Origin of the sequence: Kordia jejudonensis (assembly GCF_001005315.1) — a bacterium.
Taxonomy (GTDB): domain Bacteria; phylum Bacteroidota; class Bacteroidia; order Flavobacteriales; family Flavobacteriaceae; genus Kordia; species Kordia jejudonensis.
In genome coordinates, this window is sequence record NZ_LBMG01000080.1 from 1 (window position 1) to 11498 (window position 11498).

An 11498-nucleotide genomic window follows, 5' to 3' on the forward strand; every position below is an offset into this window, starting at 1 on the left:
ACGGTCAACTCTATTTAGGGAAGTACAAGTAATTCAAAACATAACTTTGAAATATTAAATTATAAATGAACTTAAACCGTCACTTCGAGTGATTTTTTAATCAAAAAAGAATTCAAATATTCCTGAAATTATCACTAAAATTCCAATAACTAACATAATATAACTCCACAATCTATTTGAGATGTAAAAGAAATGATGATTCATTTCAATCTTTTCTTTTTGTCCATTATTCATTACATAATCAAAACTTGTAAAATACGTCCATACGGAAGAAATGATCAATCCAATACCGACACCAATTTCAAAAATACAATCAGTTGAAAAAGATGTATTTATATAACTTTTCAATGCGCCAATCAAAAGCATTACGCCTAAAAATGGAACAGCGAAAAATACAGGAATTAAAATACCACGATTGTTATAAATTAAAATCATTCAATAGTTTCAGGTTGTTCAGTATGCTTTTTTGGAAATAGTTTTGAAACGATATATCCAACAATCATCGCGAAAGCAAATGAAGGTGCTAGGACATCCAATTCAACAAAATAGGCGCCAACACTTTCCATATTCGAAAATACAAATTTACACACTATCACAGAAGCAAAACCAGTAATCATAGACGCAATAGCTCCTTTTTCTGTATATCCTTTCCAAAATAACGATAGAATAATAACAGGGCAAAAGGTAGCCGCAATGCCCGACCAACCAAAAATCATGATCCAAAAAACTTTTCTATCAGGATACAAATTGTATAACAACACCGCTATTCCCAAAGCAGCCATTGCCATGCCAATAGTCACTAATCTGGAAAATTTTGTCAAATCTTCATCTTTTACATCAGGTCTGAATATTTTCTGATAAAAATCGCGTGTAATCGCACTTGATGCTAAAATCAATAAAGAATCAATGGTAGACATAATTGCGGAAAGCACAATTGCTATAAAAATTGCAACGAGAATGGTTGGTAAAAATTCATTGGTAATCATACTTAGCACATCTTCTCCACCAGTTCCTAAAATGGATTCAGGATCTTGTCCTTCTTGTGTAAAGTAAATTCGCGCCAAAATACCAATAGTTACGGCTGCGGCATCCGTTAAAAGTGTAAATAAAAGTGCAACCCATTTTCCTTTGTCAATTTCATTTTCGTTTTCAATCGACATGAACCGCACATATACTTGCGGCGAACCCAAAAAGCCCAAACCAATCATAGAAAACCCAAGAATTGTAAATAAGTTCATCCAACCGTCTGTGCTTCTTCCCATAACTTGGGTTAGAGTAGGATCAATAGCGTTTAGTCCTGCGGTAATTCCTGCGCCATGATCCATAGAAAACCACACGACGATTGGCAACAAAACCAATCCGAAAAACATCAGAATTCCTTGAAACATGTCTGACCAAACTGCCGCGACAAATCCGCCAATAAAAATGTAAATAAGTACAATGGTAAAACCAATAAGCACGCCAATTCGGTAATCAATTCCAAGCATAGATTCGAAGGCAATACCTGTTACGTCCATTTGTGAAGCGACATAGATGACGACAAAAACAACTAATACCGAAGCAGAAATGATCCGTAATGTGTTTGTGGACGATTTGAAATGACTTTGTAAATAATCAGGAATTGTAATGGCTTTGTATGCGTCAGACCGCTTTTTAAAACGTTTCGCCATAAATTGCCAAGACAGAAAAACACCAAGTAATTCGCCAACTACAACCCAATATCCAGAATATCCAGCGATAGCGCCCATTCCTGTTAGTCCAATAAGAAGCCAGCCAGATTCGCCAGTGGCTCTTGCGGAAAAGGCAACTGCCCAAAAGCCCATCTTTTTGCCTCCAACATAATAATCACTCATACTTTTGACTCTACGCGAGGCTAAGATTCCAATTAAAAATAGAATACCTACGTAAATGGCTAGCACCGTAATTTTTGTAATCATGGATCGTGGTTTAGGTTATCAGTATAGCGTACTATTTTGATAACTAATGGTTAGAAATGGAATATACGGAACTTTTATGTGTATGCTTATGATTTCGAAAATTAATGACTAAAAGATTTAAAAATAGAAGGACAATATTCAAAATTATCTCATATGTCTATTCTTTAAAAATCAATTATTCATAATACATTAAATTACATAGTGTAGAAAATAGTCCTGAACTGCCAAACTTTTTTTGTATAATTAATTTGAAGTTTTTGTGTGAAAGTTGAAAATTAATCAATTTGCACATACACACATTTCAAATATGCACCTTCTTTAAAACCAATTGGATGATCGATATCGTGTAATGTTTTTTCTAAAATTGTATACGTTGCGTTGTTTCTGTGAAGCGTTTCTTCAACCAACTCAAAAAAGACATCAGACGTTACGCGTGAACTGCAAGAAGCCAACACCAACGTTCCTTTTTTTGCAACTAAGCGTAATCCAAGTTGTGTCAATTTTTTGTAACTCGCCAATGCTCTGTCAACTTCTGCGGCACTTTTGGCAAACGATGGCGGATCAATCACAACAATGTCAAATTTCTGTTTAGCTTGCGCCAGATTGTTCAATGCTGAAAACGCATCGCCAACAATAATTTCATGTGTTCCCGTATATTGATTCAGCTTGGCATTGCGTTTTGCAATTTCCAAGGCAGGCGCACTGATATCTAAACTCGTAACAGCTTTTGCGCCACCAACCAACGCATGAACGGAAAATCCACCAGCATAGGAAAAAACATCCAAAACAGTTTTGTTTTTAGCGAGTTCGCCCACTTTTTTTCGATTGTTTCGATGATCTAAAAAATAACCCGTTTTGTGACCGTGAATTACATTTGCGGAAAAGTTGACACCATGTTCTTTAAACACAATAACGTCATTATGCAATTCGCCATCTAAAATTTGTCCGTCTGTAAAACCAAATTCATTCTTCTCTTTGAGCACATTTCTGCTTAAGCGTAAAACGGTTGTTTCTGCTTTGCTGATCTTGATTAATTCGGGTAAAATATCTTTTAAATAATAAAACCAATACGACGCATAGAGTTTTACAACCAAGACATTGTAATACACATCAGCGACTAATGAAGGCAAGTTGTCATTTTCTCCGTAAATTAATCGGTAACTGTTAGTTGCTGTTTGTAACAATGGAATTCGTTTCTCGTACGCTTCTTTCACTTTGGTCGCAAACCAAGCTGCATTAATTGTCACAGGTGTATTGGCTTGGAGTACTTTGATTCGAATAGGAGAGTTGGGATCGTAGAAACCGCAGGCTAAAAATTTATTCTTTCGATTGTCAAATATAATTGCCAAATCGCCCGATTTTCCTTCTTTATTTTGCTTTGCAATGCTATTTTCAAAAATCCACGGATGTCCTTTTTTGACTAAAATTTCCGCAGAAGGTTTTAGTTTTATGGCAATTTTACGTGTTTGAATATTTGGTAAATCGATCAATTTTTTTGCTTTTGCGATGAATTTCAACAAAAGTACGGTTTTTGAAATAGTATTGAGCGATCAGAAGTTAGTATCGAAAACCAATCAACTACTGAAAGTTCATCACTTTTTATCTTCTACGCATATTCTGACGATTGCCGTAATGTTGTTTAGGAGCGTTTGAAGCGCGTTTCATTTGCTGTTCCATCATCTTTATCTGTTCGGTCATCATTCCTCGCTTATCGAGCGTCTTAGCTTCTTTAATCAAGCTCTTCGCTTCCACCTTTCTATTTTTTTGTGCTGCAATTCCCGCTAAAGTCATTTTTACCATCGCCATATCATGATCCATGCTCAAACCTAATTTTTCTGCTTTACGCAAATGCTTCTCGGCTTGTGTCAAATTGTTCTGCGATGCCATAATACCATGTAGATAGTAATAATATCCTTGTTGCTTTCGTGTCAGCGCTGTTTCAGGGTTTTTAATTTTGGAAAGCAAACGCTTTGTACCATCAAAATCTTGCTTACGTAATTTTAAAAATGACAATAAAATAATTTCATTCTTAAAGTATAATAAAATGAAAATAGCAGCTAAAAGAATCAAGAATATTCCATTTCCAATATAACTTTCAGTAAATTGATAAATTGCAAAGGCAAAAATGGCTGCCGCTATGATTAATTTGATATTTTTGTTGAACATAAATGGATATATATTTATCGAGGTTGCAAATGTATAAAAAACAATCTAAAATATTTTTTAAAATCTGTTTGTGAAAGTAAAAACTCTTTGTATATTTGCGCCGCACTTTTAGAAAAGAATCTCGCGTGCATTTACAATTATTGACAAGAGAAATTAAAGATATTTAAAGTAATGAAAAGAACATTTCAACCATCGAAAAGAAAAAGAAGAAACAAGCACGGTTTCAGAGAAAGAATGGCTTCTGTAAACGGTAGAAAAGTGCTAGCGCGTAGAAGAGCAAAAGGAAGAAAGAAAGTTTCTGTGTCATCTGAATTGAGACATAAGAAGTAATGATATACTATCATATAAATTAAGGTGTTGTTTTTTTAGAAGCAACACCTTTTTTTATACCTGAACATTTTTTATTTTTAGCAACACAACACACACGAATCCAACATGCCAAAAAGAAAAGACTTAAATTCAATTTTAATTATCGGATCTGGACCAATTGTAATTGGTCAGGCTTGTGAATTTGATTACTCAGGATCACAAGCATTACGTTCACTTAGAGAAGATGGAATCGAAACCATCCTTATCAATTCAAATCCTGCAACCATCATGACCGATCCTTCCATGGCCGATCATGTGTACCTAAAACCTCTCAACACCAAATCGATTATTGAAGTCCTAAAAAAGCATCCAAATATTGATGCCGTTTTACCAACAATGGGTGGACAAACAGCTTTGAATCTTTGTATTGAAGCGGATGAAAAAGGAATTTGGGAAGATTTTAATATCAAACTTATTGGAGTTGACATTGAAGCAATCAATATTACGGAAGATCGTGAGAAATTTAGAGAGTTAATGGGGCAAATTGGTGTTGGAATGGCGCCACAAGCTACTGCAACATCATTCTTAAAAGGAAAAGAAATTGCACAAGAATTTGGTTTTCCGTTGGTAATTAGAGCCTCATACACGCTTGGAGGCGCAGGCGCTTCTATAGTATATGATCCAGCAGATTTTGACGAATTATTACGTCGCGGATTAGAAGCTTCACCAATTCATGAAGTAATGATCGATAAAGCGATGATGGGTTGGAAAGAATACGAATTAGAATTACTTCGTGATAAAAATGACAACGTAGTTATTATCTGTTCTATCGAAAATATGGATCCTATGGGAATCCACACAGGAGATTCTATCACCGTGGCACCTGCGATGACATTATCAGATCGTACATATCAGAAAATGCGTGATATGGCCATCAAAATGATGCGAAGTATTGGAGACTTTGAAGGAGGTTGTAATGTGCAATTTGCGGTAAGTCCAGATGAAAAAGAAGATATTATTGCCATTGAAATCAATCCACGAGTATCACGTTCGTCAGCATTGGCGAGTAAAGCTACAGGATATCCAATTGCAAAAATAGCAGCAAAATTAGCCATTGGTTATTCGTTAGACGAATTAGACAATCAAATTACAAAATCGACTTCGGCATTATTCGAACCAACATTAGATTATGTAATTGTAAAAATACCACGTTGGAACTTTGACAAATTTGAAGGTTCAGATCGTGAATTAGGTTTGCAAATGAAAGCCGTTGGAGAAGTAATGGGAATTGGGCGTTCATTCCAAGAAGCATTACACAAAGCTACACAATCGCTTGAAATAAAGCGAAATGGGTTAGGTGCCGATGGAAAAGGATACACAAACTACGATACCATCATTAGTAAATTGCGTCATGCGTCTTGGGACCGTGTATTTGTAATTTATGATGCCATTCAGATGGGAATTCCGTTGAGTAGAATTCATGAAATTACTAAGATTGACATGTGGTTCTTACGTCAATACGAAGAATTATATCAATTAGAAAAAGAAATATCTTCACACAACAAAGTTGATAGTATTTCGAAAGATTTACTATTGGAAGCAAAGCAAAAAGGTTTTGCAGACCGACAAATAGCACACATGTTAGGCTGTTGGGAAAGTGAAGTATACAAAAAACGTGAAGAGCTAGGCATCAAGCGTGTATACAAATTGGTTGATACGTGTGCGGCAGAATTTACAGCAAAAACACCGTATTACTATTCTACGTTTGAAGCTGAAATTGAAACGGCAGACGGACATCGTTTTGTACACAATGAAAGTATTGTAACGGATAAAAAGAAAATAGTAGTTTTAGGTTCTGGACCCAACCGTATTGGACAAGGAATTGAGTTTGATTACTGTTGTGTGCATGGCGTTTTAGCTGCTGCAGAATGTGGGTATGAAACGATCATGATTAACTGTAATCCTGAAACGGTTTCTACAGATTTTGACACGGCAGATAAATTATACTTTGAACCTGTTTTCTGGGAACACATTTACGATATCATTCAGCATGAAAAGCCAGAAGGAGTTATAGTACAGCTTGGTGGACAAACCGCGTTGAAATTAGCTGAAAAGTTAGATCGTCACGGAATTAAAATTATAGGAACAACTTTCCAATCGTTAGATTTAGCGGAAGACAGAGGAAGTTTCTCAACATTATTAAAAGAAAACAACATTCCATATCCAGAATTTGGAGTTGCTGAAAATGCGGATGAGGCCTTAGCGCTGGCAGACGAATTGGACTTTCCAATCTTGGTAAGACCTTCATACGTTCTTGGAGGACAAGGAATGAAAATTGTGATTAATAAGCAAGAATTGGAAGAAACAGTGGTTGATTTACTACGTAAAATTCCAAACAACAAACTTTTACTCGATCATTATTTAGATGGAGCCATAGAAGCGGAAGCAGATGCAATTTGTGATGGCGAAAATGTATATATTATCGGAATCATGGAGCATATTGAACCTTGCGGAATTCACTCTGGAGATTCAAATGCAACCTTGCCGCCATTCAACTTGGGTGAGTTTGTCATGCAACAGATTAAAGATCACACAAAAAAGATTGCCTTAGCATTAAATACGGTTGGTTTAATCAACATTCAGTTTGCCATAAAAGATGACATGGTGTACATCATTGAAGCCAATCCGAGAGCTTCCCGTACCGTTCCATTCATCGCGAAAGCCTACAAAGAACCGTATGTAAACTATGCAACGAAAGTAATGCTAGGAGAGAAAAAAGTAACGGACTTCGATTTTAACCCGCAACTAGAAGGATATGCTATCAAGCAACCTGTATTCTCATTCAACAAATTCCCGAATGTAAACAAGCGTTTAGGGCCAGAAATGAAAAGTACAGGAGAAAGCATCTTATTCATTGACAGCTTAAAAGATGATGACTTTTACAACTTATATTCACGTAGAAAAATGTATTTGAGTAAATAAAAACTTATACAAATGTGTCATTCCGCACTTGATGCGGAATCACATCAAATCATAAAAATGCTCCAACAAAGCCACTTGGTTTTTGGGAGCATTTTTTTTTTACAGCCTATAAAAATACAAATAAAAAAGTAAGATCTAGCTACGGAAAACCGTAAGGTTGTAAATTATTTTTGGTATTTATTTGTAGGAAATAACAGTTATTTTTAAATAATTTTTCTTAAATTCCCTTAATTTTAAGCATATTGCATTATAATCAATTTTTAGAGATCTGATTATTAGTATTGATGTTTTAAGTTGGAAAGGCCATCCAAAAGTGGAAATTTTGAGAAAAGGAACAACTAAAAACAAAACGAAAAATATTTACATAAAAATATTTTTTACAAAACTAATTTAAATAATGAAATATACATTAAAAATAGCATTTGTTATACTGACAAGCATACTATGTTTTGCTTGTAGTGAAGATCGAGCAGAAAATGAACAACAAGAAACTTTTTTATACATATCTGAAAAAGTTAATTTTACTGAAATTATTAGTAATTATGCAGGTACAAAAATAAAAACTCCTAAAAATGGAGATAATTTGATTTACTCAGAATTTGAAAGCTCATTCTATATACCTGAAAATTTATCTGATGCTGAATTGGATATCTATATTCAGAATAATTTGTCATCAATTAGTGGAACAGTAAAATATATGATTAATGATGAAGTTTATATAATCGTTGAAGTTGTCAATGGGATAAAATCAAGTATTGAAACAAATAAAAATTATTTTTTGAAACAAGCGTATCCTTGTTCTTATGACGGAATTCAAGATTGTGTGCAACACGCTGTTTACGAAGAATGGAGTACTTACACAGCATTAAAATGTGCATTTACAGGTGGATTGGCTTGTATTGCTGACGAGGCGGCATCTTGCATTGAGGAAAATTGTTTTTAATATACAACTGAAAGAAAAATGAACTATTTTATAGAAGCAGTAAAAGAATGGAATAACTTTTCGGGAAAAACAGATCTAAAATCATTTTGGATGTTCTTTTTAATTTTCTCTTTACTAGGTTTTCCAATAGGCTTTATTAGGTCACTAATTAATTTTGAATATTTATTTAATATCTACTTAATTATAATGATTATTCCTTACGTGGCGATTGGATTTCGAAGATTGAATGACGCTGGAATCAACAAATTTTTATTTTTAATTCCCATTGTAGGACTCATTCTTGCTGTATTTCCTAGTGAAAAATCTGATGTACTAGTATAATTGTAAAGTAAAAAAAAGCTTGCTAGAAAATATAATTTTCGCACTAAATTTCTTCTATTACGATGTTAAGATTAAAAATATAAAGGCAATAGAGTACAATCATAAATCTACTACATAATGTCAAAAATAATTTTAGAAATGTAAACTGAATTAAGTTTGTGTCTAAATTTTCTACACTTTACGGAAAACCGTATCATAATATGATAATTATTGTTGTTATTTGTAGAAAATATTCTACATTAAAACGTAGGATTTGAAACTTAAATAACGAAGAACAATTAAAAACCGACTTTATGAACTATTACATAGAACCACTAAAAAGAACCTTTGATTTCACAGGAAAATCAACCGTAAAACAATTTTGGATGTTTTTCCTTATTGAAAATATCATTGTATTCATAGTAGCCTTTTTCGGTGTAAAACTTGGCATTGAGAATCTTGGAGATATTTATTTACTCCTTACATTACTTCCCTTTATTGCGCTCGGTTTTCGAAGATTGAATGACGCAGGATATAACAAATGGTTGTTTCTAGTCCCGTTTGTCAATATAATTCTTGCCAGTATTCAAGCAAAAGAAGCATAACTAACGTAATTTTTGATCATTGTATTTGTATATAAACTGAATACAACAAAGCATAAAAATTAATGGTAAACAATGACAAATACATGTAAAACATCTTCTTTGGAAATATCTAAAACTATATTTAGTACTCTTCTGTGCTGGAAGTCTTCGTATTTGGATTTGAATTTGCAGATGTTCTAAAAAAACGGTTTGCCCGATGAAACTTTTAGATGTCATCTGAAGATAAATAGTTTATTAGGAAATATAATTTTGGCGCTTTATTCCTTCTAATGTTTTATCAAAATAAAAAAATGCAAAAGTTATAATTAAAAACGCTTCTATAAAGCCATTCGGTTTTTTGGAGCGTTTCTTTAATTCAAATAATAATACATTTTTTGTTTAAATTAGTGAACATAAATACTACAAGTATATCCAAAACCGTTATCAAAAATATACTTGTAAAAAACAAATGATGTCATACAAACTCCATATATTTTTGCTCTGTAGTTTTTTTATACTGCTTAGTTGTAACGAAGATACTGTCCTTTCTGAAACGACAAGCAGGAACTTCAAAATGGGATTTACAACATGGAGTTATGGACCAAATTTGGCGGATGTAGATAATACCTATAACTTTCTTGAAAATAATGGCGATATCTATGTTGAACATATTGACAATAAAATTCCTTGGAACGCTTGGATCAATGATACACCATTGCCAACAGCATTTACAAATGAAATTACAGGAAGAGTCAATAGAAAAATAAGCGGTAACGATTTGTTACTTTCGGTTAGCATGTTAAATTTAAACAGAAACGATCTCGCTACGGACTTTGACGGTTCAATTCCTTCCTACACACAACTAAATGACGCAGCTATTGAAGATGCATATTTTAAGCACATACACTATTTGGTCGATAGATTTTCGCCAAACTACTTAGTCATTGCCATTGAAGTGAATGAATTGCGATTAAGAGCCGAAAACAAATGGGAATCATATAAAATGCTGATTCAAAATGTAACAACACGTATTAAAGAAGTATATCCTAACCTAAAAATATCCGAATCCATATCGTTGCATAATTTACTTGAAACCGAAATAGCAAATCCAACTGCATACAGCAACGAAATTATTGCCTATATGAATCAAATGGATTTTGTGGCCATCAGTTTTTATCCGTTTTTCAAAAATCAACAGACTCAGGCAGAGTTTCAAGAAACTTTTGATTTCTTGCATGCCGCGATCAATAAACCAATTGCTTTTGTAGAAACAGCTCATATTGCCGAAAATTTAGTAGTGCCCAATCTAAATTTGTCTATTGATGGAACTGAGCAAGGACAACGTGTATACTTAGAAACCTTACTAGAAAATGCACAAACGCAAGAGTACGAATTTATAATTTGGTGGGCGCACAGAGATTACGATTTGTTATGGGAAACATTTCCAGCAGAATTAAAAGATGTGGGACAATTGTGGAGAGATACAGGCTTGTACGATGAAAACGGCGTGGAACGCACAGCAATGTCTGTTTGGAATGTTTACCTGAATCAATAATCAATTTCCAAGTAAAAAGTATGAATACAAAATGAATGGCAGCGCCAATCTGAAAAGTAGTAACTAGAAATCCGCTACTCATCATACACAAGACGATTAAAAAATATTTTAGAAACATTTATACTCATAAATTGACATGACTTTAGCTGAATTAAATGAAAAAAAGTGGATAATAATACTTGGAAATGGAATGCTGTTTTGGATAACATTTATGATTTTTATATTATTCTTGATCTTGAAAAAATATTCTTTTGAATATGAAGAAGTTGAATCTTACAAACAAATTACGATTGATCTAAACAGTCCAATTGTTGAAGGCGGAATAATTTTGATTGTTGGACTTTTTGCAATGATTATCTCAAAAATTGTCAAGTCAAACCTCTTAATAATTGTAGTTGGAATTTTGACACTTATTATATATTACATAAAAATGTTGTGGACTGGAATTTAAAACCTTTTATAATGACAAGCATAATTAATTTAGTAATTAAGAATGAACACATTAGCTAACTATTTGAGGAAAATTGAACACTAAAACAAAATACATTCACTTAACTTTAGGAATTTTATTCTTGAAAAATAGATGTTTGAATACAGCAACACAGATAAAAAATATTACGAACAACAAACAGCAAAGAACTAATCTCCATTCTCCAATCTTTTCCGTATTTTTATAAGGAAAAAGAAAAACCTAGTAAAAATCTTCAAATTTCAACTAGAAA

At 33.4% G+C, this 11498-nt stretch carries 11 protein-coding genes; 7 read left to right on the forward strand and 4 right to left on the reverse strand.

What is annotated here, in order from left to right:
- Window positions 1-96 precede the first annotated feature (96 nt).
- From AA089_RS22095 to AA089_RS22110, 4 genes are all read right to left on the reverse strand, one after another.
- Window positions 97-435 carry a hypothetical protein gene (locus tag AA089_RS22095; protein WP_046759198.1) on the reverse strand — a complete coding sequence of 113 codons (339 nt, stop codon included), beginning with the start codon at window positions 433-435 and terminating at the stop codon, window positions 97-99.
- Window positions 432-1937, reverse strand: coding sequence for a sodium/proline symporter (locus tag AA089_RS22100; RefSeq protein ID WP_046759199.1), 1506 nt, complete (start codon window positions 1935-1937; stop codon window positions 432-434). The genes AA089_RS22095 and AA089_RS22100 overlap by 4 nt, the downstream gene beginning before the upstream one ends.
- Window positions 1938-2212: 275 nt before the next feature.
- Window positions 2213-3457: a class I SAM-dependent rRNA methyltransferase gene (locus AA089_RS22105; protein WP_241480027.1), complete on the reverse strand. Its 1245-nt coding sequence runs from the start codon at window positions 3455-3457 to the stop codon at window positions 2213-2215.
- A 79-nt stretch (window positions 3458-3536) separates the two neighbouring features.
- The gene (locus AA089_RS22110) at window positions 3537-4103 is read right to left on the reverse strand and encodes a hypothetical protein (RefSeq protein WP_046759200.1); all 567 of its coding nucleotides are present in this window, start codon (window positions 4101-4103) and stop codon (window positions 3537-3539) included.
- Between the two features lie 171 nt (window positions 4104-4274).
- Here AA089_RS22110 and rpmH point away from each other — a divergent pair, with 171 nt between their 5' ends.
- From rpmH to AA089_RS22140, 7 genes are all read left to right on the forward strand, one after another.
- Window positions 4275-4433 (forward strand): 50S ribosomal protein L34, encoded by a 159-nt coding sequence (gene rpmH, locus AA089_RS24365; protein WP_082113443.1) that lies wholly within the window; start codon window positions 4275-4277, stop codon window positions 4431-4433.
- Between the two features lie 105 nt (window positions 4434-4538).
- Window positions 4539-7394 (forward strand): carbamoyl-phosphate synthase large subunit, encoded by a 2856-nt coding sequence (carB, locus tag AA089_RS22115; RefSeq protein WP_046759201.1) that lies wholly within the window; start codon window positions 4539-4541, stop codon window positions 7392-7394.
- Window positions 7395-7791: 397 nt separating this feature from the next.
- Window positions 7792-8337 carry a hypothetical protein gene (locus AA089_RS22120; protein ID WP_046759202.1) on the forward strand — a complete coding sequence of 182 codons (546 nt, stop codon included), beginning with the start codon at window positions 7792-7794 and terminating at the stop codon, window positions 8335-8337.
- An 18-nt stretch (window positions 8338-8355) separates the two neighbouring features.
- Entirely contained in the window at window positions 8356-8658 is a 303-nt protein-coding gene (locus AA089_RS25850; protein ID WP_046759203.1) for a DUF805 domain-containing protein, read from the forward strand.
- Between the two features lie 293 nt (window positions 8659-8951).
- Window positions 8952-9242, forward strand: a complete 291-nt coding sequence (locus AA089_RS22130; protein WP_046759204.1) for a DUF805 domain-containing protein — start codon at window positions 8952-8954, stop codon at window positions 9240-9242.
- 553 nt (window positions 9243-9795) lie between these two features.
- Complete coding sequence (locus AA089_RS22135; RefSeq protein WP_046759205.1) at window positions 9796-10776, forward strand: glycosyl hydrolase 53 family protein; 981 nt, start codon at window positions 9796-9798, stop codon at window positions 10774-10776.
- A gap of 136 nt (window positions 10777-10912) precedes the next feature.
- On the forward strand, window positions 10913-11227 hold the full coding sequence (locus AA089_RS22140) for a hypothetical protein (protein ID WP_046759206.1): 315 nt from the start codon (window positions 10913-10915) through the stop codon (window positions 11225-11227).
- Window positions 11228-11498 lie beyond the last annotated feature (271 nt).

Excerpts from the sequence above, each read along its gene's own strand:
- AA089_RS22095 (WP_046759198.1), bottom strand. The coding sequence starts at position 435 with ATGATTTTAATTTATAACAATCGTGGTATTTTAATTCCTGTATTTTTC.
- AA089_RS22100 (WP_046759199.1), bottom strand. The coding sequence starts at position 1,937 with ATGATTACAAAAATTACGGTGCTAGCCATTTACGTAGGTATTCTATTT.
- AA089_RS22130 (WP_046759204.1), top strand. The coding sequence starts at position 8,952 with ATGAACTATTACATAGAACCACTAAAAAGAACCTTTGATTTCACAGGA.
- AA089_RS25850 (WP_046759203.1), top strand. The coding sequence starts at position 8,356 with ATGAACTATTTTATAGAAGCAGTAAAAGAATGGAATAACTTTTCGGGA.
- AA089_RS22110 (WP_046759200.1), bottom strand. The coding sequence starts at position 4,103 with ATGTTCAACAAAAATATCAAATTAATCATAGCGGCAGCCATTTTTGCC.
- AA089_RS22120 (WP_046759202.1), top strand. The coding sequence starts at position 7,792 with ATGAAATATACATTAAAAATAGCATTTGTTATACTGACAAGCATACTA.
- AA089_RS22135 (WP_046759205.1), top strand. The coding sequence starts at position 9,796 with ATGGGATTTACAACATGGAGTTATGGACCAAATTTGGCGGATGTAGAT.
- rpmH (WP_082113443.1), top strand. The coding sequence starts at position 4,275 with ATGAAAAGAACATTTCAACCATCGAAAAGAAAAAGAAGAAACAAGCAC.
- carB (WP_046759201.1), top strand. The coding sequence starts at position 4,539 with ATGCCAAAAAGAAAAGACTTAAATTCAATTTTAATTATCGGATCTGGA.
- AA089_RS22140 (WP_046759206.1), top strand. The coding sequence starts at position 10,913 with ATGACTTTAGCTGAATTAAATGAAAAAAAGTGGATAATAATACTTGGA.